The organism is Aquabacterium sp. (assembly GCF_050725395.1).
GTDB lineage: Bacteria > Pseudomonadota > Gammaproteobacteria > Burkholderiales > Burkholderiaceae_C > Aquabacterium.
Genome location: NZ_JBOHHL010000008.1, coordinates 105,016 through 126,040, shown reverse-complemented (window position 1 = coordinate 126,040; position 21,025 = coordinate 105,016). Strand labels below are relative to the sequence as shown.

General features: G+C 61.1%; 16 protein-coding genes. 11 read left to right on the top strand and 5 right to left on the bottom strand.

The window, feature by feature from the left end:
* Positions 1-68 precede the first annotated feature (68 nt).
* The 3 genes from ACREB4_RS07665 (at position 69) to ACREB4_RS07655 (ending at position 3,608) form a co-directional block, all read left to right on the top strand.
* Positions 69-950: an aldo/keto reductase family oxidoreductase gene (locus tag ACREB4_RS07665; RefSeq protein WP_431587622.1), complete on the top strand. Its 882-nt coding sequence runs from the start codon at positions 69-71 to the stop codon at positions 948-950.
* Positions 951-1,087: 137 nt separating this feature from the next.
* Complete coding sequence (locus ACREB4_RS07660; RefSeq protein ID WP_431587621.1) at positions 1,088-1,810, top strand: type 1 glutamine amidotransferase domain-containing protein; 723 nt, start codon at positions 1,088-1,090, stop codon at positions 1,808-1,810.
* Between the two features lie 130 nt (positions 1,811-1,940).
* A complete protein-coding gene (locus ACREB4_RS07655) occupies positions 1,941-3,608 on the top strand; it encodes a methyl-accepting chemotaxis protein (RefSeq protein WP_431587620.1) in 1,668 nt (555 codons plus the stop codon).
* A 76-nt stretch (positions 3,609-3,684) separates the two neighbouring features.
* On the opposite strand, the gene ACREB4_RS07650 is transcribed toward ACREB4_RS07655, so the two are convergent.
* Positions 3,685-6,519: a cellulase family glycosylhydrolase gene (locus tag ACREB4_RS07650; RefSeq protein ID WP_431587619.1), complete on the bottom strand. Its 2,835-nt coding sequence runs from the start codon at positions 6,517-6,519 to the stop codon at positions 3,685-3,687.
* Between the two features lie 145 nt (positions 6,520-6,664).
* Between ACREB4_RS07650 and ACREB4_RS07645 the strand changes: the two genes are divergently transcribed.
* Positions 6,665-8,221: a hypothetical protein gene (locus ACREB4_RS07645; RefSeq protein ID WP_431587618.1), complete on the top strand. Its 1,557-nt coding sequence runs from the start codon at positions 6,665-6,667 to the stop codon at positions 8,219-8,221.
* Between the two features lie 175 nt (positions 8,222-8,396).
* On the top strand, positions 8,397-8,810 hold the full coding sequence (locus tag ACREB4_RS07640; protein WP_431587617.1) for a VOC family protein: 414 nt from the start codon (positions 8,397-8,399) through the stop codon (positions 8,808-8,810).
* Positions 8,811-8,829: 19 nt separating this feature from the next.
* Here the strand turns inward: ACREB4_RS07640 and ACREB4_RS07635 are convergent, their stop codons facing one another.
* Entirely contained in the window at positions 8,830-10,152 is a 1,323-nt protein-coding gene (locus ACREB4_RS07635) for a pectin acetylesterase-family hydrolase (RefSeq protein WP_431587616.1), read from the bottom strand.
* A 145-nt stretch (positions 10,153-10,297) separates the two neighbouring features.
* Between ACREB4_RS07635 and ACREB4_RS07630 the strand changes: the two genes are divergently transcribed.
* Both ACREB4_RS07630 and ACREB4_RS07625 read left to right on the top strand, forming a co-directional pair.
* Entirely contained in the window at positions 10,298-10,870 is a 573-nt protein-coding gene (locus ACREB4_RS07630) for a TetR/AcrR family transcriptional regulator (RefSeq protein WP_431587615.1), read from the top strand.
* Positions 10,871-10,940: 70 nt separating this feature from the next.
* Positions 10,941-11,642, top strand: coding sequence for a TetR/AcrR family transcriptional regulator (locus ACREB4_RS07625; protein WP_431587614.1), 702 nt, complete (start codon positions 10,941-10,943; stop codon positions 11,640-11,642).
* Here ACREB4_RS07625 and ACREB4_RS07620 read toward each other — a convergent pair.
* Together ACREB4_RS07620 and ACREB4_RS07615 are read right to left on the bottom strand one after the other, a co-directional pair.
* The gene (locus ACREB4_RS07620; RefSeq protein WP_431587613.1) at positions 11,614-12,909 is read right to left on the bottom strand and encodes a pectin acetylesterase-family hydrolase; all 1,296 of its coding nucleotides are present in this window, start codon (positions 12,907-12,909) and stop codon (positions 11,614-11,616) included. The two genes, ACREB4_RS07625 and ACREB4_RS07620, sit on opposite strands and share 29 nt — an antisense overlap.
* A 241-nt stretch (positions 12,910-13,150) precedes the next feature.
* On the bottom strand, positions 13,151-13,903 hold the full coding sequence (locus ACREB4_RS07615; protein WP_431587612.1) for an SDR family oxidoreductase: 753 nt from the start codon (positions 13,901-13,903) through the stop codon (positions 13,151-13,153).
* A 92-nt stretch (positions 13,904-13,995) separates the two neighbouring features.
* Here ACREB4_RS07615 and ACREB4_RS07610 point away from each other — a divergent pair, with 92 nt between their 5' ends.
* The 3 genes from ACREB4_RS07610 (at position 13,996) to ACREB4_RS07600 (ending at position 17,525) form a co-directional block, all read left to right on the top strand.
* The gene (locus ACREB4_RS07610) at positions 13,996-14,925 is read left to right on the top strand and encodes an AraC family transcriptional regulator (RefSeq protein WP_431587611.1); all 930 of its coding nucleotides are present in this window, start codon (positions 13,996-13,998) and stop codon (positions 14,923-14,925) included.
* A 235-nt stretch (positions 14,926-15,160) separates the two neighbouring features.
* Complete coding sequence (locus ACREB4_RS07605; protein WP_431587610.1) at positions 15,161-16,765, top strand: FAD-dependent monooxygenase; 1,605 nt, start codon at positions 15,161-15,163, stop codon at positions 16,763-16,765.
* Positions 16,766-17,012: 247 nt separating this feature from the next.
* Positions 17,013-17,525 (top strand): hypothetical protein, encoded by a 513-nt coding sequence (locus ACREB4_RS07600; protein WP_431587609.1) that lies wholly within the window; start codon positions 17,013-17,015, stop codon positions 17,523-17,525.
* A gap of 10 nt (positions 17,526-17,535) precedes the next feature.
* On the opposite strand, the gene ACREB4_RS07595 is transcribed toward ACREB4_RS07600, so the two are convergent.
* Positions 17,536-19,821: a GGDEF domain-containing protein gene (locus ACREB4_RS07595; protein WP_431587608.1), complete on the bottom strand. Its 2,286-nt coding sequence runs from the start codon at positions 19,819-19,821 to the stop codon at positions 17,536-17,538.
* Between the two features lie 417 nt (positions 19,822-20,238).
* Between ACREB4_RS07595 and ACREB4_RS07590 the strand changes: the two genes are divergently transcribed.
* Positions 20,239-21,024, top strand: a complete 786-nt coding sequence (locus ACREB4_RS07590) for a hypothetical protein (RefSeq protein ID WP_431587607.1) — start codon at positions 20,239-20,241, stop codon at positions 21,022-21,024.
* The last annotated feature ends 1 nt before the right edge of the window (position 21,025 follow it).

Here is a 21,025-nt window from a genome sequence, read left to right as displayed (position 1 = left end):
GTGCCCACTTATCAAGCAATGGTGGGCTGTCTAGAGTGAACACATCCCTTCCAACTGGAGTTCCCGACATGACGAGCCGCCACCACATCCCCGCCGCCGGCACCACCTTCATCCTGGGCGACCGGCCTGTGCACCGCCTGGGCTACGGCGCCATGCAACTGGCCGGACCTGGTGTGTTCGGCCCGCCCAAGGACCGTGGCGCCGCGCTGGCGGTGCTCCGGGCGGCCATCGAGGCCGGGGTGAACCACATCGACACCAGCGATTTCTACGGCCCGCACATCACCAACCAGCTGATCCGCGAGGCGCTGCACCCCTACCGCGATGACCTGGTCATCGTGACCAAGGTGGGTGCTGTGCGAGGTGAGGATGCTTCGTGGCAACCGGCGTTCTCTGCGGCGCAATTGCGCCAGGCCGTCCACGACAACCTCCGCAACCTGGGCCTGGAGCGGCTGGAAGTGGTCAACCTTCGCGCCATGTTCGATGTGCATGGCCCGGCCGAAGGCTCGCTGGAGGCGCCGCTCACCGCCTTGGCGGAACTGCAGCAGCAAGGCCTGGTGCGCCACATCGGCCTGAGCAATGTCACGGCCCGGCAGATCACCGATGGGCAGCGCATCTGCCGCATCGCCTGTGTGCAGAACCAGTACAACCTGGTGCACCGCCATGACGACGGCCTGATCGACCAACTGGCCCGCGACGGTGTGCCTTACGTCCCATTCTTCCCGCTGGGCGGCTTTTCGCCACTGCAGTCGGCGGGGCTGTCGGCGGTGGCGCGCCAGTTGGATGCCACGCCCATGCAGGTGGCGCTGGCTTGGCTGTTGCAGCGTTCGCCCAATGTCCTGTTGATTCCTGGCACCTCGTCGGTGACGCACCTGCGGGAGAACCTGGCGGCCAGCAGCCTGGTGCTGCCTCAGGAGGTCATGGGCCAGCTGGAACAGGTGGCAGGGGGGTGAGTGGGCTGTGAATCAGCGGTCCGCTTTCGGTGTGAAAGAAAGCCTGCCGCTGCCGATGGCCCGAGAACTCATCGTCTGCCATATTTGCAATTCGTTCCGCAATTCCTTCTCGGGTGCCCAGAGCTCGGGGGGGCACGATGCCGTGCAGATTGGCGGTCGGGTACCGCGCCTCCAAGAGGATGAAGCGGGCATGGCCCTTGCCGCGCATGAAGCCCTGCCAAAAGAGGGCCTCACCAACCGACATCGTTTCCCTGCGCCGCGGGCGGATCCGCGGGGTGAACCTGCACGAGCCGGCAAGCCGCGTCACGGTGGACCGATTGCTCTCGGAAGTTTCGGTGGGCGACTACGACGCGCTGCTTGTCCCCGGCGGCTTCATCAATCCCGACCTTTTGCGCCAATCGGCCGAGGCCCGCGAGTTCGTGCGCCAGTTCGATGCCGCCGACAAACCGATTGCCACGCTGTGCCATGGCCCCTGGTTGCTGGCCTCGGCCGGGCTGACCGCCGGTCGCCGCATGACATCATGGCCCGGCGTGCGCGATGACATGGTCAACGCCGGTGCAACGTGGGTGGACGAGACCGTGGTTCGGGATGGCAACTGGCTCACCAGTCGTGGACCGCAGGACATGGTGCCGTTCGTGGGCGCCCTGTTGCCCTTCTTTGCCGGACAAGCGCCAACGGCGGAGCCCTCGGCTTCTGTGGCTGGCTCGTCGCCGCAGCGCGATGCACCGCCGCAGCTGATGCTGAATGCGATGAAGTGGTTGCCCCGGCCTTCGCTTCGGACGGTGGCGGTGGTCGGCGCGCTCACCGCGCTCTACGTGGCGCGCAACCACCAAAATGGCGTGCGCCGGCCAAGACCGTGAACAAGGCCACCGCATCGAGGTTGGGCCTCAACTTTCCGGCGTCAAGTCCGATATCCGTCGACAGTAGCGTGCTGCATCGAACCACTGAATCCGCGCACAAGTCTGGAATGTCGATGAGAAGAGGTCCTTCATGGCCATGAGCCTGCGTGGAATTTATGGATTGTTCGGCTGCACCCTGGGGTTGCTCGGTGCCGCGACGGTCGCCAGTTCGATCAATGCGAGCCGCTATGCCAGCCAGGCGCTGGACGTCTCGGCCAAGCGCTACCAGTCCTACCTGCTGGCCGACGAGCTTCGCCAGAGTTCGGACGACCTGACCCGCCTGGCGCGCACCTACGTGGTCTCGGGCGATGCCAAGTGGGAAAAGCAATACCTGCAGGTGCTGGACATCCGCAACGGCAAGGTGCCTCGCCCCCAACACTACGAGCGCATCTACTGGGATTTCCGCGCCTCGGATGACGGCCACCAAGCCGCCACCGAGCAGGCCGTGGCCCTGTCCGACCTGATGAAGCAGACCGGCTTCAGCGAACAGGAATTTGGCAAGTTGAAGGAGGCGGCGGACGTGTCCAATGCGCTGGTGCGCACCGAGACGATCGCGATGAACCTGGTCAAGGGCCAGCACGACGACGGCAACGGTGGCTTCACCAGGCGCGGTGAGCCGGACCCGGTGCAGGCCCGTGAACTGATGCACAACCTGGCCTACCACCAGGAAAAAGCCAAGATCATGAAGCCGGTCAACGAGTTCCTGACCATGCTGGACGAGCGCACGCTTGCCGAAGCGGAGCAGGCCAAGGGCCAAAGCCGGCTGTGGAGTACCCTCGCCCTGGCCGCGGTGGTGGCCCTGGTGGCGACGCTGGGCGCCATGCTGTGGTGGACACGGCGTGAGACCTTCGCCATCTTGCAGCGCGTGACCGGCGTGTCCAAGACCATCGCCTCAGGCGACCTGAGCCACCCCATCGAGATCGCCGGCTGCGCCGAAGGCCGCCTGATCCTCACCGAATTGGGCGGCATGCAGGGCCAATTGCGCTCGATCATCGGCGACGTGCGCGAGGCCTCGGATTCGATCGCCACCGGCAGCTCGCAAATCGCCGCTGGCAGCACCGACCTGTCCCAGCGCACCGAAGAGCAGGCCAGCAGCCTGCAGCAGACCGCGGCATCGATGGAAGAGATGACGGCCACGGTGCAGAAGAACGCCGATGCCGCGCAGCAGGCCCGCCAGCTGTCGGCGGCGGCCACCGCTGCCGCCGACAAGGGCAGCCAGGTGGTCGGCGAGGTCGTGACCACCATGGGGCACATCGCCAACAGCTCGCGCAAGATTGCCGACATCATCGGCACCATCGACGGCATTGCTTTCCAGACCAACATCCTGGCCTTGAACGCAGCCGTGGAAGCCGCCCGTGCTGGCGAGCAGGGGCGTGGTTTCGCGGTGGTGGCGAGCGAGGTGCGCACGCTCGCGCAGCGCAGTGCCGAGGCGGCCAAGGAGATCAAGACGCTGATCCACGAAAGCGTGGAGAACGTTCAGGCTGGCAACGATCAGGTGGGCCATGCGGGCACGGCCATCCAGGACATCATGTTCCAGGTGCAGCGCGTCAACGACCTCGTGGGCGAGATCAGCTCGGCCAGCAGCGAACAGAGTCAGGGCATTGGCCAGATCGGCTCGGCCGTCCATCAAATGGACGAGGTGACGCAGCAGAATGCCGCGCTGGTGGAAGAGAGCGCGGCGGCGGCCGAGAGCTTGAAGGTGCAGGCCGGGCAGTTGCTGCAGACGGTGTCGCGGTTCAAGCTGGCCGACGGCGCTTGAGGCTTGTGTTCCTAGGCTTCGCCAAAACGGCCGGATCTATCGACGCCAGTAGCGCCTTTGATCCGGCCTCACAGGCTTACTGAGCCATTCGGATAAAAACAGGCCCGTTGATCTCAGACACATTGCACACCATGCGGCTATTCACGGCCCCATCTGTGCATGTCAAGGGTTGGCCCAGCAAATCAACGGCGCAAGGAACGTTGGTCGCCGGCAAGCCATCAAACCCAAGGGAAGCGCTGCAGCTTTTCAAGGCAGACACCGGATAGGTGGTCGCTCCGCCTGAGTTGGCCCAGACGACATACACCACCTCTTTGCTTGGCGCGGAGAATTTCATGGCTTGCACCGCACTTGGACTTCCGGTGACCAAGCCCTCATAGCTCCGGGCCTTGGCCGCCTTGAACAGCAATTCAACCGCTTGTTTGGCGGGTTTGGGTGTCCCCCCGGCCTCGAATAATCCATAGTTTTGTTCTGTTGCGCCACCAAAGGCGGAACTGTCCTTGAGCGAGAAGGAGATGTGCATTGGCGCACCCAAACTCCACGAGGTCAAAATGCTGCGGACAAACATTTGAGCCTGTAGTCGACGGTTGGCCGTGTCAGCCCCATTGGAGGTATCCGTGGGCGCGGAACTTGAACCAACCTCGCTGCTCCACAAGGGAGTTTTCACCCCATTGGTGCTGAGAAAGTTCGTGTAGCCCATGTATTCGCTGGCTTGGCGCTCTGGGTATCCATTGTCATAAGGGTGAATGCCAATGCCATCAAGTCCAGTGAACCCCTGCAGGCTTCTCACGGATTCAATGAAAGCGGTGTCGTTCTGCACCGTGCCTGCCAGTTGGTAGGTACCGCCGGACATGACTCGAAAAGCCGGCGACACGTTCTTGATGGCGGCAGTTGCTTGCTTCACCGTTTCCGCGTAGTCGGCGGCATTGGCGACCGGTTGCCAGAAACCGTTGCTATTGGGCTCGTTCCAAATTTCAAATACCACTTTGCCAACATCGCCGGGAAAAGTATTCTTGATGTATTGCGCTGTGGCCGCTGCATAACGAACGTATTTTTCCCTCAATGCAGCTGTGGAAATGCCAGCGTGGTCGGTATTGTTGACGACGGCAGCATAATTATTGTTGTTGTAGGCCAGGATGGCCACGGCACCCATTTGTTTCGAGAATAAATCCGCCAACCCTGCTTCATAGTCACTGAAGGTGAAAGTTGGAGGTGTCGTGGCAATTTTTTCGACCTTATTCCAACTCAGGTCAAACCGGATGCGTTTGAATCCCATGTCGTAGGCACGTTGGATGTCTTCCAGGACCAGGCGGCTTGCCACGCCCGTGGTTGGCAAGGGGTCGGTGTTTCGCGGCCTCATGCCTGTCAATGCAGCCGTTGCCGGTCCGAGATCGAGTCGTTGCCCATCACCGTCAAGCGCAAAGCTCTTGAACGAGGCTTTGCCCGTTGGCAAGAGATTGACCATGCCACTCTTGCCTGCGGATGAAACGATGAATGCAACGCGGTCGATGTTGCCTCCTTGCACGCCCAGGTTCACCGCGTATTGAACCCATTGGCCTTCCCAATCTCCATCGGTTGTGGTGTTCAATGGGGCCACCAAACGGGTGTCATAGGTGGGCCCCGCTGTGTCGTAGGCGCGGACCACTGCGGTCATGCCTTTGGGTATGCGTCCCAGGAATCGGAAGACTTTGCCCCCGGGTGCCACGGACTGCAGATTCATGATCATGCCTTGGTAGGTCCCCGATCCCCCCATGTTGAAAACCAGGCTTCTTGTGCGGTCGCCGTTGGGCAAGGGTGCTGATTGTTCGACGGTGGCACCAGGGATGAGGTTGGCGTCGCCCCCTGTCAGAACAGCCGGGTTTCCCGTGGCCAACAGCGGCATGGGAACCAGGGGCTCAAGGGCCGAAGGCGCATGGTCCAGGAAATCTATTTCTTTGAAATAAGCCGTATCGCTGTTGGTGGCCCCGGTGGTTTTGGTAACCAGCAGGGATATTTTTTGCACAGCTCCGGTGATTTGCTTGTTGCCATCGCCGCCCCAGACCGGCGTCGTTTCGCCCAAGCGAACGGTGTGGGTTGTCCACCCTTGTTTGTCCGCCACGGCCAAGCTGCGGTCCACGTCGTATTGATGCGTCTCATTGCTTTGGTCCACCACCCGAAGGCCGACGCGCACGCCCGGAGGAACGCGCATCTTGAACCGCAGATAACTTCCCGGCGCGGGAGATTGAGGCACCATGTCGAGCGACACGTAGTCGGTATTGGTGAAGTTGAAAGGCAAGGGGTGGACGTCGTCTCCATTGACCGCGCTTGCCGTTGTCACTTGGCCGCCAGCATTGCCCAATTGGCTCATGAATTGTGCGGTTGTGACTTCCACGGTGGGCGTAGAGACAACGGGATCGGTGGCCAACGGGGCAGTCGGCAGCAACTGGATACCCCGGATATAAGCCGTGCCTTTCGGTTTCGATGCGTCGCTGTAAATCCTCAAGGTGACGGCTTTGACGGAGCCGCTGAAAGGTTTGTTCAGCGCCTGGGTGTGCGCAGACCAACCGAGATCATCCACAGGCAGTGGTCCCCGCTCGATGAGATATTCTTGGGTTGCATTACTGGAGTCGGTGACCAGAATCGATGCCTGATTGCCGAACGGTGCCCTCAATTTAAACCTGATGTATTGCCCGGCAATGGGTTGGGCCAAAGTCAAGGACGCGGCGGCATATTGCCCTGCCACACTGGAGTCAAAAGAAAGTGCTTGAATGCGATCCCCACTCCCGACCGGAATGGGTGTATGCGCGGAGGTTTGCGGGTTGGCTAACGGATTAAAGCGAACGAATTGACTCAACGTCAATCCAGCGTGTGCCAGTGGCACCATCAAAGCCAGCGAAGCGCCCACGAGGGGCAGTATTTTTTGCTTGGTTTTCATGATTTCTCCCTGATTTTTTTTACGCCAAAGTGACGCCGACACATCATGCATGACCCAGTGAATCGACAGGCGTGCACAAAAGTTACAAACGTATCGCTACTGTGAATAGACCTGCATGCCAAAGTGATCCGATGGCGGTACGCCATTGATAGAACCCAGGCCCACCAAGGGCCTTGGCCCGTGGTATGTTCCGCCGCGGTGCAAGTCGCACCACAAACAGGGAGAATCCATGAGTTACTACAACAGAATTGTTATATCCATTTTGAGCATTGCCGCATGCATGCTGACGTCAACGTCGGCCATGGCTTACGGCCCCCAGCTCATCACCACAGCCACCAACTGGAACTGTTTCGGTGCCTCGTACACCAGCACGGCTGCCAACACACCGGCGCTGACGATCAAGGCCAGTGCCCCGGTTGCCCTCAACGGTTGCAAGTTCAATAACGCCTTGGGCACGGTCGTTTTGATTGAAACAACTTCGACGTTCACCTGCACCAACTGCATCATCACTGGTGGTCAGGGTTCGGCGATCGTCGTCACGACGCCTGCAACGGCACCTGCGTCCGCCATTGCCACGGTCACCTTGGACCACAGCAACATCTCCGGTGGCAATACCTTGATTGACATCCACAATTTCTTGGCCAATCAAGGCAGCCGAGGCGGCGTCAACCTGACGGTCAACAACTCCTACATCACGGGCGTCAATCCCAATGTGGCCAACCAGCCGCAAGGCCGTTTCATCGTGGGTTCGTCGCCGCACACGCTCGTGGTGACCCGCAATAACATCACCAACACGGCCGGCATCAAGATCAACGGCTTAGGCAAGCCCATGGCTGGGCCCTTGCTGATTTCGAAAAATTCCGTCAGCAACATCAACGGCCGCCTGAGCACAGGCAACAACGGCTACTACCCACAGACCTCCGAGCTGGTCCAGTTCGTTCAGTTGGGCTATCTGAAGTCCAACTACAACAAGTCAATGGAAATTTCGTGGAACCAGGTCATCAACCAGCCTGGACAAAGTGGTGTTGAGGACAACATCAACATCTACCAATCGGAAGGCACACAGGCGCTGCCCCTGCTCATCGCCAATAACTTCATCCGTGGTGCATATCCGCTGGACATGAACAGCGCGTCCTTCTCAGGTGGCGGCATCATCACTGATGGCGCCGATCCAACCTACACCATCCACACACCCTCGTACGTGAAGATCGATTCCAATCAAGTGGTGGACACGGTCAACTACGGCATTTCAATCGCCGCAGGTCACCACAACAGCATGACCAACAACACGGTCGTTGGGGTCAACCGCTTGCCATCGGGAAAGATCTCGAAAGCTTCCAACATCGGCATGACCATCTGGATGGGCGCCAAGTACGGAACTTCGGCAGCACACCCTGTGCTGACGCCTGAAGAGATCGCTTTCAACGCCGACATCGATGCCAATTTTCATGACAACTCAGCGACCAACAACAAGGTGGGCTGGACGCGTTACGACGGCACGGTGGATGCCAACGGCGACCTGACCAATCCTGCAGGATTGAACGTCACTTACTGGTTCCAAACGTGCAATCCCGATCCTATGCAATGCGTGCCTAACCAGGACCTGGGCTTGCCTGCACTGAACGCAGCCAATGTGGAGTTCACGAATTGGCAGACGAAGTTGAGCAACGCTGGTGTGACGGTGGGCCCCAACTGGCAATGATTTGCCCCAATCAATCCGCAGACTGAAGTGAGGGGGGGCCAAGGCCCCCATTTCATTGGAGCTTCATTTCCCAAATCGCGGCCTTGTCGATTTCGGCGCTGCTCAATCGTCGTGTTGACGGAAGGTATCCTGCACGCGCCAGGACGCCACATTCAACCAGCGAACGGAGCACACCATGACCAAGACCCTTTTCATCAGCCTGCCGGTAGCCAACCTCGGCGTCTCCACCGCCTTCTACAAGGCCCTGGGCTTCAGCCAGAACCCGCAAATGAGCAGTGAAGACGGCGCTGCCATGGTCTGGAGCGAGGCGATCCACGTCATGCTGGTCACGCACGCCAAGTGGCGCACCTTCACGCAGCGGCCATTCCCGCCGGCCGGCTCGTGCGGGATGATGCTGTCGCTGGCCCTTGAAAGCCGCGCCGCCGTCGATGCGATGAACGAGGCCGCCGCGGCCCATGGCGGGCAGGCCGATGTGAACCCGATGGAGGACCACGGCTTCATGGTGACCCGCGACCTGGCCGATCCCGATGGCCACATGTGGGCGGCGCTGTGGATGGACCCGGGCGCTATGCAAGCGGCCGCTGGCTGAACACGGACATCATGAGCTCTCACAAGCCCAGGTTGACGAAGAGCAGGTCCGAGATGTAATTGACCACGGCGTCTTTCAAAGGCTTGTGCGGTGCTTGAGACGTTTCAAAGGCGCGCATCATCGGCGCCTTTCCATCCAGCAAATCATCGATGAAAGCGGTGACGCTGCCCAAGCCCAGTTCGGGGATGTCGGTGTCGTTGAACGTGAACATCGTGGTGGAGTGGGAATGGAACACCGAGGGACGAGCGTAGGGGATGTAGTAGCCCACGTTCGGATAAGGCCGCATCGCATCAAGCCAGGGGCCGATCTCCTTTTGCCACTTGACCAGGCGCAGGTCATTGCGCTGTTGAATGGTCGGCGCGGAACGGATTTCGGGGTAGAACTTGTCGTATGAATAGGCGGCGAACACCGCATCGGCCTGAAGCAGCGTGAAGCCCATGCGGTCATTGGGAAACAGCTTGGGCAAGGCCACATTCAAGCTGGCCAGGTTGCTGGCATCACCGATCCCCGGATACTCCGCCAGCAGGCGTGGCACCACGCCACCAGGCTCATCGAGGCCCCACGCTTGGCGGATCCTGGTGTGCAGCGGCAGCGAGGGGTACTGATCGGGCGACCCACCTGCCGGGGCTTCGAACAAGGGGCCCGAGTCCGACAGCAGAGACATTCTCGTCGGCTTGATCGCCTTGCGAAAGTCGCCATAGTGCACCGTCACGCCAATGGCGCCTGCCGAGAACCCATACATCAGCAAATGGGCCGGCTTGGGCATGTTGCCCGCGATCCAGTTGGCCACCAACCTGGAGTTGATGTCGCCACGGTGGTAGTAGGTGAGGGGATGGGCGGGGTCGGCATCGCTGTAGATGGCGACCTTGTTGCCCGAGTAAACATCGCCCGTGCATTGCGGCATGTAGACGATGTTCCAGCTCTGCGTTTGCACCTTGCTTGAACTGGTGCGCGAAGCAAACGGCGTCAAGCCCAAGGCGCCCTGATTGATGGGCGCAAAGGGTGAGCCCGAGGTGTTCTTCAGGCTGGAGACCAAGCTGGTCATGTAGTTGTCGGCAATGCCATTGGAGTTGCTGCCGCCGAAGAAGCTGCCTTTCCAAAGGCAGGCGTTCTGGTCAAAACAGGCCCCGCCCCCTTCCATGATGACGATGGTCTTGGTGGTGAAGGGCGTGCGGTTGACGAAGAACTTGTAGGGCGTGCCATTGCCGCACGATGCGCCGCTGGCCACCGGCAACTCGACCTTGTCCCAAGTGAAATAGCCCGCATGACCCAGCAGGGGCACTGCCAGCAACAAGGGGCCCAGCAGGCCACGGCGGGATGAAAAGGATGTTCGGTCAAGCATTGCAAGCTCCCCATTGAAACCATAAAAACTACACCTGTAGTAAATGTATGATCCTCAACATCGGCCTGCGATTGGTGGAAACCATCACGGGCCCGGTCGGTGAATGCCAAGCCCTTCAACCACAAGCCCCCGCCTTCCGGACGACATGATCAAAGACCGCAAGACCACGATCGCTGACGCGGCGCTCGAATTGCTGGCCGCGAGCGGTGCCAGAGGTCTGACCCACCGTGCAGTGGATGCCTGGGCGGGTTTGCCTGATGGGTCAACCTCGTCTTGTTGCCGCACGCGACTCGATTTGGTGACGCTGGCGCTGAATCGGCATGCCACGCGCAACCTGGAAGAGTTGGGCGAGGACGGCGCGAGATTGGTCAGCGGCGAGCCATCACTGGAGCGGTTCATTGATCTCTTGGTGGATCGGCTGGATGACTGGATGTCTCCCGCCAAACGCTCGCGTGTGGTGTCGCAGATCGAAATCTTTTTGATTGCCTCCCGAGAGCCCTCATTGCAAAAGGTGGTGGAGGGCGTGCACCAGCACTTTGTGGATGCCACCGTTCAGGCATTGCGGTACGTGGGCGTTGTTGATACCGACCGCATCGCGATGGGGTTGATCGCCACCGTGGACGGCATCCTTCATGGGCAAGTTGTGAACGGCCACATGCGGCCGGACCGAGAGACCTGCCGAGCGATCTTGATGAGGGCGGTTCAGCCTGGCGCGTAAGCTGATCACGCGGGCTGCAGAACGGCGCTTGGGGCCTTCTAAAATTAGCCATGCTCTCCACCCCTTCCGCATGACAACGACATCGCCACCTTCCAAGCCGAAACGCTCCTACAACGGCATGACCGCCGAGGAACGCCAGACCCAGCGGCGCGAGCGCTTCATCGAGGCCGGGCTGGAGGTGTTCGGTCGGAAAGGCTTTGCCGCAGCCACGGTCCGTGATCTGTGCAAGGAAGCCGGGTTCACTGACCGTTACTACTACGCGCTGTTCTCCGACATCGAGAACTTGTTCGCAGCCACCTTCGAGTCGGTGACGACCGAGCTGGTCGCGGCCTTGGTTGAAAGCTTCCAAGACCCAGAAGAAGGCCTGCGCCTGGTCGCCAGCAAGGCCCTGCAAGCCTTCTACCGCTTCCTGAAAACCGACGAGCGCCGTGCACGCATCCTGCTGGTGGAAGCCCAGATCTTCTACTACTCGGGGCGTTTGCATTCCACGATCAAGGATGACCCGTACATGGGCCTGCTGATCCCGCTGCTCCAGAGCCGCTATCCAGGCCTTGCTCAGTCGCAGCTGGACACGGGTTACACCCTGAAGACCGTGCTGGGCATGGTCATCTCCAGCGCCGCCATCTGGTATCTGGACGGCATGCACAAGAGCGTGGAAGAGGCTGTGGAGAACCAGTTGTTCGTGTGGGACGGGCTGGATGCCTGGTTGTCCAAGGTGTCCCAGACGTCGACCCAACAGGCGATCACAACAGTCGATCGAAAAACATGTTGATGATGTCGTCCAGGGCAGAGATGCCGGTGGGCGATTGCATCACCTTGGCCTTCTCGTATTGCCTGATGGGGGCCCCCGAGCCGCTGATGAGGTCGTCGACCACGACATTCAGATCATCGATCCCGGCTTCCTTGATGGCGGTGCCCTTGAAGGTGAACGTCGACAGGCAATGCGAGCCCACCAAGTCGCGTCCGTAGGGCATGTACCAGCCGATGTTGGCGGTGTTCTTCAAGGCCTCGTTGGTCGTCCTCAGGTCAAGGTTCCAGCGGGTCAGCAGCATCTCGGATCGTTTTGCCACGTCGGGTTCATCGGCGATCTCAGGGAAGAAGCTCTCGTACGCAAACCCCGAGAACACCACGTCACGCTGGAACACCGCCATGGAGAACCTGTCGTTCGGGAACAGCTTGGCAATGGCGGGGAGCAGGCTGCCCAGATTGTTGGCGCTGCCCTGGCCCGGATACTTCTTGACCAGTTCGGTGACAATGCCCTCCGGGCCGTCATAACCCCAGGCCACACGTACCTTGTTGTGCAATGGCACGGATGGGAACTGCGAAGGGTCGCCATTGGAGGGCGCCCACATCAAGGGGCCGGAATCTGCCAACAGGGCCGAGCGCTTGGGGTTGAGTTTTTCCCGGATGTAGGGATAGGCCGCTTGAGAGCCCACCCCCCCGGCCGAGAAGCCGGTGATCAACAGTCTGTCGGGGCGGGGCAGGTTGGCCGCGATCCAGTCGGTGACACCCTTCGAATTTCGATAGCCGCGATGGTGCTGCACACGTGGAGCCATGGGCTCGGCATCGTCATAAATCTGCAGCGAATTGCCGGTGTGGACATCGCCTGTGCAATAAGGCACATAGACAATATTCCAGCTTTGCGTCTTGACCGATTGAATCGGATTGACACGCGTCGAGAAGGGTGTGATCAAACCGTAAAACGACAGATTGATTTCCCCCAAGGGGCTGTTGGCATTATTGGGCTGGCTCGGCGTCAGACGTGACATGTAATCCCTGGCAATACCATTTGGGTTGCTGGCAGATTTACCCAAGCCATTCTTGCCCAGGCAGGAATTCTGCGCCCAGCAGGCGCCGCCACCTTCATAGATGACCACCGTGTTGGTGGTGAACGGCGTTCGGTTCACGAAGAAGCGGTAAGGACTGCCATCCCCGCAACTGGCGCCCGACGACGCAGGAAGCTCAACGGGATCCCAGGAGAAATAGCCCGCATTTGCCGTGCTGGCCCACAGGGTGGCCACTGCGAGAACGGTGCGCAAGGCGGATGGTCTGATGTGCATGGGAAAACTCCAAAGTATTTTTGTAACGATGAAAAAATTGTGACGACGTTCATCTTCACATTGAATAGTGAATTTCCCTTGGTCAGGTGTTGGGCGGCAGTTAATCAAGCCTGCCCACCCAAAGGCCCATGAAAAAAGCCCCGCGAGCGGGGCTTGGGTGCTTGGCGGGCCGGGCTTCAAGCGGCTTGTGCCGGGCTCTCTGGCACAGAACCCTTGTTGTTCAGGCGCCGGACAGGGCGACCGCGTCAGCACCCGCTGGCATTCGCATGGGCGCTGCAGGGTCGGTCACCGCTCGCCACACGGCTTCGGCCACATCCTTCGCGAGCGTCACTGGCGCACTGGGGTCACGCCCTGCCGCGAAGACACGCTGCGTGAACTCGGCATAGGCCGCAGGCGTGCCGCCTTCCATCAGCCGACGGGCGTTGTCGCCAAAGCTCGTGCTTGGTGCACGGCCCGGCAACACCAAGCGCACGCGCACGCCGAAGGGCGCCACCTCCAAAGCCAGTGACTCGGTGAATGCATTCACCGCCGCCTTGCTGCCGGTGTAGACCGACAAAAGCGGCAGCGGCTTGAGCGTCACGCTCGACGTGACGTTGACGACGACGCCAGCTTGCCGCTCGCGCAGTTGCGGCAGCACGGCCTGCGTCATCGCGATCGTGCCAAGAACGTTGGTCTCGAAGATTTCTCGCGCGCTGCTCATCGCCATGCCTTCCAACGGGGCCAGCAGGCCGATGCCGGCGTTATTGACCAGCGCGTCGATGGGCCCGGCCTGTTCGACGCAGCGACGGATGCTGTCGGCATCGGTCACGTCCAGCGCTAGCACGCGCAGCCGGTCGGAGGTCGGCAACGCGTCTGCGCGGGGCGTGCGCATCGTGGCGACAACATGCCATCCCTTGTCGAGGAAGAAGCGCGCCGTTTCGTGGCCGAAGCCCGATGAACAGCCAGTGATCAGGACAGTAGAGGTGTGAGACATCATCGATTTCCTTGAAGTGTTGCTGTCACGATAAGCACCACAGCCTGGATCATCTACACTTGAAAATCCATTAATTTGTCGATTCAGTCCACATGATCGATCCATTGGCCGAAGTCGTGGCGCTCCTGCGGCCTGGTGCGCCGTTCTCCAAACTCGTGATCGCGTCGGCGCCCTGGGCGGTGCGTCGCACTGAAACGGGCCGTCCCTTCTACTTCGTGTTGTTGCAGGGCAGTTGCCGCCTGCGCATCGACAGCGCGACGCGCAGTGACACCATCACGCTGAACGAAGGCGACTTCGCGTTGATCCCCTCGGCGCGCGCCTTTGCAACATCAAGCCTCGACCGCCAACCGCCGGCCCACGACGAAGTCGTCGACACGGCGATCACCCCCATGCCCGGAGGTGCGCGCGTCGGCGATCCGGACGGACCCGTCGATACGCGCATGCTCGTCGGCAACTGCGTGTTCGGCTCGCCAGACGCAGCGCTTCTGGTGTCCTTGCTGCCGGACTGGGTGCATGTTCGCGGCGAAGACCGCCTGTCGACGCTGGTCCAACTGGTGGGCGACGAATCCCGCAGCGACCGACCTGCGCGTGAGATCGTGATGGCTCACCTTCTGGAGGTCCTTCTGATCGAGGCGCTGCGCTCGACGGCCAGCGCATCGACGTCCTCGAGCCTCATGCGTGGGCTGTCCGATCCAAGGTTGGCGCTGGCGCTGCGGCTGATGCACCAGCGCCCATCGGAATCCTGGACGGTTGCACAACTTGCGCGCGAGTCCGCGATGTCCCGCTCGGCATTCTTCGAGCGCTTCAGCGAAGCCGTGGGCATGGCCCCGATTGAATACCTGCTGGCTTGGCGCATGGCACTCGCGAAGCAACTGCTTCGGCAAGGCGGTACCGCCATGTCCGACATCGCCGAGCGCGTCGGCTACAGCTCGGTGAGCACATTTGGCGTTGCGTTCACACGGCACGTCGGCATGCCGCCGGGGCGCTATGCCAAGCAGGGGATTGAAGCAGCAGCGGCATGAGCCGTGTTCGGCCTGGCAATGGGCCATGGCCCAAACAGCAGGTCTGCTACATTGGCGCTGTCGAAAAAGGCAGACTTGGTATGGTCAGTCCAAGTCCTTCCGGCAACGGAAGCACTGCTCAGTGCCATGCACGGGGCCCCACGACGAACATTGAATGCTGTTCACGCAGCCCCTGTTCGTCCGTGCGGTTCCTTCGACGAACTGCTCCGGTCGAACGACCACCAAGGAGTAGTTCATGAAAAGTTCTTCGGCCTACGACGTTGTCATTGCGGGTGCCGGACCCGTCGGCCTGTTTCTCGCCTGCGAGCTCCACTTGGGCGGTGCCTCGGTGCTGGTTCTAGAGCAAGCCAGCGATCCCCGTTCACCGTTGAAGGACTTGCCGTTCGGCCTGCGCGGGCTATCGGTACCCAGCGTCGAAGCGCTGCACCGGCGTGGCATTCTCGAGGCCCTTTCGGAGGCGTTACCGGCTCAGGAGCGGTCAGGCGAAGGTGCTTCTTCTGATCCCCCGCACTGGATGCAGCAGGTGCGCCGTCCTGGCGGGCACTTTGCCGGCATCCAGTTCTTCTACGACAAGATCGACATGTCCCGATGGGAGGATCGTGCGCCGCTCCCGGTATCTGGCGCCTTGCCCACCACCATGGCGCGGCTGGAGTCAGTCCTTGCCGCCAAAGCGAGCGCGTTGGGTGTCGAGATCAGGCGGGGACAGGGCGTCGACCAAGTCGCCCAGACGGACGATGAAGTGACTGTCCGGGTGGGAGCATCAACCATTCGTGCGCCCTGGCTGGTCGGATGCGACGGAGGCAGAAGCACGGTGCGCAAGGCTGGTGGCTTCGAGTTTGTCGGGACCGAGCCGGAATTCACCGGTTACTCGGTCAAGGTTGAACTGGCCAGCCCAGACGCACTCCCTGCAGGTCGTCACTACACGACCGCGGGCATGTACACATACCAACGGCCGGGCATCATTGCATTGGTCGACTTTGATGGTGGTGCTTTTCATCGGACCCAGCCGATGACGCTCGATCATGTTCAGTCAGTGCTGCGCCGTGTGTCAGGCGTCGACGTCTCGGTGACGGCACTTCACCTCGCGACGACATGGACGGATCGAGCATTCCAAGCCACTGCCTACCGCAGGAACCGGGTGCTCCTTGCTGGCGACGCTTGTCACATTCATTCGCCGCTAGGCGGCCAGGGCCTGAACCTGGGGCTTGGCGACGCCATGAATCTCGGCTGGAAGCTTGCGTCTGTGGTCCGTGGCGAGACGTCGGATGGGTTGCTAGACACCTATTTCGCGGAACGGCATCCGGTCGGGGCGCAAATCCTGGACTGGTCGCGCGCGCAAGTCGCCATCATGCGGCCCAACCGGAGTTCCCGCGCCCTCGAAGCCATCCTCCGAGACCTGATCGAGACCCGGGACGGCGCAACCTACTTTGCGGATCGCGCATGGGGCATGTCACTGCGGTACGAGCTGGGCGGCAGCCATCCGCTGGTCGGGCGCGCCGTTCCGGACTTCAAGCTGCTGGATGGGGCAACAGTCAATCGGCATCTTCAAGATGGACGCGGCCTCTTGCTGGCGTTCGAGACCGAAGCAACGTTCGATGAAGTCGCGGGCCGCTGGGATGATCGAATTGTCTGCGTCGCAGGCGAGGCGTCGAGTGGCCTTGGCTTGAAGGTGGTGCTTGTGCGCCCCGACGGTGTGGTGGCGTGGGCGAGTGACACTGCGCCGGACGTGGCGGCATTTGTGCAGGCTGCAACGAACTGGTTCGGTGAGCCTCGGTGTCAGAGCCAGGCATCAGACGGCAAGCCGCCAGTTCGACTGGAGACGACCTGGCGTGTTCGATAGCACCGTAGTATCGTCATGATGGTCGAGTCCAACAGTGGACCTCAGGAGGAAGCAAATGTCACGGTATCGATTGGCGGCGTTGGCGTTCTTCGCCTTGATCTCATGGCTACCCGCAAGTGCGCAGCAGCCACCGCCGGGGTATCACCCGCCGCCTCCTGCGTCGAGCCCGCCTCCGCCCGTGGCCGTGCCGCCGCCGCCGCCCGCCGTGCCTGTGAGCCCGCCGCCTCCGCCACCGATGCACCTCAGCGTGGCCAAGATCAAGACGCCGTCGTTCGGGGGGACGGGGGGTGGCGATTTCGAGAGCCCATGTCCTTTCGGCAGCGTCATGACCGGCATCCGAGCGCGCGAGGGCTCCTGGATAGACGCCGTCGCCCCGATCTGCACCCACTTCGACTGGGTTAAATCAAGCCGCGGAGCCACATCCACCGCGAATGAGAACGGCGGACCCGGCGGTCATCCATCGGAAGCGAGCTGCCTTCCTCCGCGCGGCGCCGTCGTGCAGATCGAAGCGAGGCAGGCGGACAACCATGACGGCTCCGTTGGCGTCATCGCACTGTCGTGTGGGGACTATCTCAAGCCAACCCGGCACGTCAGCCTCACGCCAAGCAGCGTCTACAGCTTCGGGCAGTCGCAGAAGGGGCCGCGAGCTCAGATGTCGTGTCCGCCGCCGTACGTCGCTGGTGGCCTGTACGGGCGGTCAGGCGCGTACGTGGATCGCATCGGGCTGATCTGCGTGCTTTATCGATACGGAACGCCTTAGCTGCAGATGATCACTTGGCGCTGCTGGCCACCGCCATGCCGTTCCGGCCCGCCGCCTTGGCCTGATACAGCGACCGATCAGCCATGCTCATCAAGTCATACGGTTTAAGGAGCGTGCTTGGCATCATCGTCGCCACCCCCACGCTCACCGTCAAGATGCTTGCCGCGTCCGAGTCGGGATGATCGATCGCGCATTGGTGCACTTGAGTGCAAACAGCTTCTCCAAGCTTCAGGGCGGCTTCCTCGCCACCCCCGACCAACAGCGCGAACTCTTCACCACCAAGCCTGGCGGCCAGGCAACCCTCACTGCCCGCGGCCATCTGCCTGAGCGCCATGGCCACCTTCTGCAAGGCCGCATCGCCGGCCTGGTGCCCCAGGCTGTCGTTGTAGCGCTTGAAAAAGTCGATGTCCAGGATCAACAGGGAAACCGCCGTGCCACCGCGTTCGGCCGTGTTCCAAAGCGCTTGGAGCGCTTGGTCAAAGTGCCTCCTGTTGTGCAAACCGGTGAGGGGGTCCAGGCTCACCAGGGATTCCAGGTCTTTTTGTCTTTCTACCAAAGCCGCGCGTTGGCCGCGCTGGATGCCGTTCAGCAGGTAGGACCGCCTTTCAGCACGTGCCAGCGTGTAGCTGGCCAAGAGGATGAACATGCCACCCACGATCAAGATGCGTGCGATGTCATTGCGGACGATGACCTCGATCGAACCCGTTTCTGCGGAGGTGAAGCCAAGGTAGCCAATGACCACGGCCGCCCACGATGGGAGGACATGAAAAGGCGATTGCTGGGCAAGGATGCAACTGGCCATGGGGATCAGGATCAGCACCATGAAAGTGGGGTACGCCACCAGCGAATGGTCCAGCGATAACGCATACGCCCCCAACAAGGCCAGGGCAGAGAAGGCGCCGGCGACCAAAGCCTCCTTCCACCTTCCCCAGCCCCTTGCCATCAGCAACAGGCTCAAAACCAATCCCGCGGTGTTGAGGGCGGTCAGGTTCTTCTGCATCCAGGCCGTGGCGTTTGGCGCGCCTTGCTCGTAGAGGAAGGCGAAGACATTGAAGCCAAGCACCGATAGCAGGATGCAAGCTGGAAGACGCCATTGGTGGTGGCCGCTTCTGATGGATTGATAGTGCTTTTCAACGTGGGCCGGGAATCGAAGCCATCGAACCCCATTGGCCAAAATGGCGGACAAGGCCGCTGAGTCGTCCTCTGCGCTGTAGGGCACATCGCCGGGCGATTTGGGACCAAAGGCCTGGCGAACTTCCATCTTCAAGCCAGATGCTTCGCCAAGAACCTCGCCCACGACAGCCCGATTCCGCCCGCTGCGTTTGGCCTCGTAAAGTGCTGCATCCGCCGCGGCCACCAAGCGGGCACCGGTGATGGAAGCAGGGCCCTGAGCCATGCCAATGCTCACCGTGACATGCCGTGCCACCTCTGAAGCCTGGTGCTCGATGGCGGCGGCATCCAGCGCAGTCTTGATGGCCGAGGCCAGGGCTTGCGCCTGCTGTGTGCTGCTGGATGGCAGCACGACCGCAAACTCTTCACCACCAATGCGAGCGGCCTGCCCTCCGTGGTCCCGCGCCACGGCTTCCAGGATAGCGCTGACTTGCTGCAGGCAACGGTCACCCTGGGGATGGCCATAGAAGTCATTGAAACGCTTGAAGTGGTCCACATCCAGCACCAGGAGGGACAGCACAGAAGACTGGGTGGCGGTGTCTTGTTGCGCAGCTGAAAGCGCTTCCTCGAAGCCCCGCCGATTGAGGAGCCCCGTCAAGCCATCTCTCAGCGACATGTCGCGCAACCGCCTGTTGGCTTCCTTCAGCTCACTGGCGTGGGCGTCGTTCTGTTTGGCCAGCAGCCACCGTTGGCGGTCGCGGTATTCGAAGAGGTAGCTTGAAACCTGCACCAACAAGCCCGCCACCAACAGCACCTTGAAGTTGCTGGACAAGATCAAGCCATGTTCAATCGATCGGTGTGGGATCAGCGTTGCAAAGGCCAAGAGGTTGACCAAAGACACCCCGAGCGAATACCAGAATCGAAGCCTGACCAACGTGCCGACGAACATGGTGGCCGCGATCAGATCGGCCGAGTGAACGGCCGCGGTCAGCGTGACGCTGCGGCTGGTGCTGGGGATGATGATCCCGCTGCACATCAGCACGATGACCAAAGAGATCGCCAGCTCGGGCAGCCAAGGGCTGCGGAAAGCCGATGGCGTCAGGCGGATGACGACCAACAGAAAAAGAGCCAGCGCGGTGAAAGCGAGACGTTGAGGCCAGAGTTGCCCGACCAGATCGGGCAGCATCAATGCTTCAGTGGGCGCAGCTCCCCAAGGGCCGGCGACCAAGCCGATGAGACTGCAAACGAGCAGATGCTGGTTCCGCACTGGCGCTGATTCCGCCTGGAACTGGCGCTCCAGCGTTTTGGTGAAACGAAGCCCTGAGAAGCCATGACGCCATTGCGCCGCAATCTTCGTGCTGTTTTTTCTGAACTGACGCGTAGATTGATTGGCGGCTGTTTGATCCATCAAGACACTTTCGCTACACAGACTTTTCGGCCGTTCACCCAAATACTTTAGACACCTGGCCCCGCGGTGCACGGTGGCGCAACAAATGAAACACACAGGCGTTTGCCATGAAACTGAATTGAAACGCCCGCTGCTGACACTGAACCCCAACGCAGCACGGTGCTGCCGCAACACAGTGTCACAGGACCACTCATCATGAACTTCACCCGCACCTTCATCGCCGCAGCCCTCATCGCCAGCGGCAGCGCTGCCTTCGCACAGGCCGTCATCAACCAGAACATGGCCGTGGCCGGCAACGTCACGCCCGGCGACACGGCGGGCTTCCCCGTCACCCTCAGCCAGCCCGGCAGCTACAAGCTCACCAGCAACCTGTTCGTGCCCGAGGGCTCGGCTGGCGTCCACATCACAGCTGCGAATGTCACGCTGGACCTGAACGGTTTCAGCATCATCGGGCCCAGCACCTGCACCCGCGTCTCCAACACCAAAGTCGTGACCTGCCCATACACCAGCTCGTTCGCCGGTGTGGCGGTTGCCTACAACGCTGCAGGCGCCTTGGTGCGCGGGGGCACGGTCAAGGGCTTCCAGTCAGGTGTTTCCTCGTACGCATCAGCCATTGTTGAAGACATCACGGCCACCTTCAACATGCAAGGGATCAGCTTCAGCGTCAGTCCTGGCACGTCTTTCCGCCTGTCAGGCATCAACGCCAACTACAACTCGGGCAATGGCATCGATGCTGGCTCTGCCATCGGCACGATCGAGCGCTCACAGTCCAACCACAACGGCGGCAAAGGCATCAACGCGAAGCAGGGCAGTGTCACGCTGTTCAATGTGCAAGCCATGGAAAACTTCGGCCACGGTATTGATGGGGGCGCCGGACATGCCGTCTATGCCACGGACAACGGCAACGGCACCAACGCCTCCCAGAACTTCTACCTGTTCCGCTCGATGGGCAGCAACCTGAACGGCACCACCCAGTTCTGAC

Bases quoted from the DNA above. Each gene is read 5' to 3' on its own strand.
- ACREB4_RS07635 (WP_431587616.1), bottom strand. From the start codon at position 10,152: ATGCTTGACCGAACATCCTTTTCATCCCGCCGTGGCCTGCTGGGCCCC.
- ACREB4_RS07590 (WP_431587607.1), top strand. From the start codon at position 20,239: ATGAACTTCACCCGCACCTTCATCGCCGCAGCCCTCATCGCCAGCGGC.
- ACREB4_RS07610 (WP_431587611.1), top strand. From the start codon at position 13,996: ATGATCGATCCATTGGCCGAAGTCGTGGCGCTCCTGCGGCCTGGTGCG.
- ACREB4_RS07650 (WP_431587619.1), bottom strand. From the start codon at position 6,519: ATGAAAACCAAGCAAAAAATACTGCCCCTCGTGGGCGCTTCGCTGGCT.
- ACREB4_RS07665 (WP_431587622.1), top strand. From the start codon at position 69: ATGACGAGCCGCCACCACATCCCCGCCGCCGGCACCACCTTCATCCTG.
- ACREB4_RS07605 (WP_431587610.1), top strand. From the start codon at position 15,161: ATGAAAAGTTCTTCGGCCTACGACGTTGTCATTGCGGGTGCCGGACCC.
- ACREB4_RS07625 (WP_431587614.1), top strand. From the start codon at position 10,941: ATGACAACGACATCGCCACCTTCCAAGCCGAAACGCTCCTACAACGGC.
- ACREB4_RS07615 (WP_431587612.1), bottom strand. From the start codon at position 13,903: ATGTCTCACACCTCTACTGTCCTGATCACTGGCTGTTCATCGGGCTTC.
- ACREB4_RS07595 (WP_431587608.1), bottom strand. From the start codon at position 19,821: ATGCTGCCCGATCTGGTCGGGCAACTCTGGCCTCAACGTCTCGCTTTC.
- ACREB4_RS07630 (WP_431587615.1), top strand. From the start codon at position 10,298: ATGATCAAAGACCGCAAGACCACGATCGCTGACGCGGCGCTCGAATTG.
- ACREB4_RS07660 (WP_431587621.1), top strand. From the start codon at position 1,088: ATGCCGTGCAGATTGGCGGTCGGGTACCGCGCCTCCAAGAGGATGAAG.
- ACREB4_RS07640 (WP_431587617.1), top strand. From the start codon at position 8,397: ATGACCAAGACCCTTTTCATCAGCCTGCCGGTAGCCAACCTCGGCGTC.
- ACREB4_RS07655 (WP_431587620.1), top strand. From the start codon at position 1,941: ATGGCCATGAGCCTGCGTGGAATTTATGGATTGTTCGGCTGCACCCTG.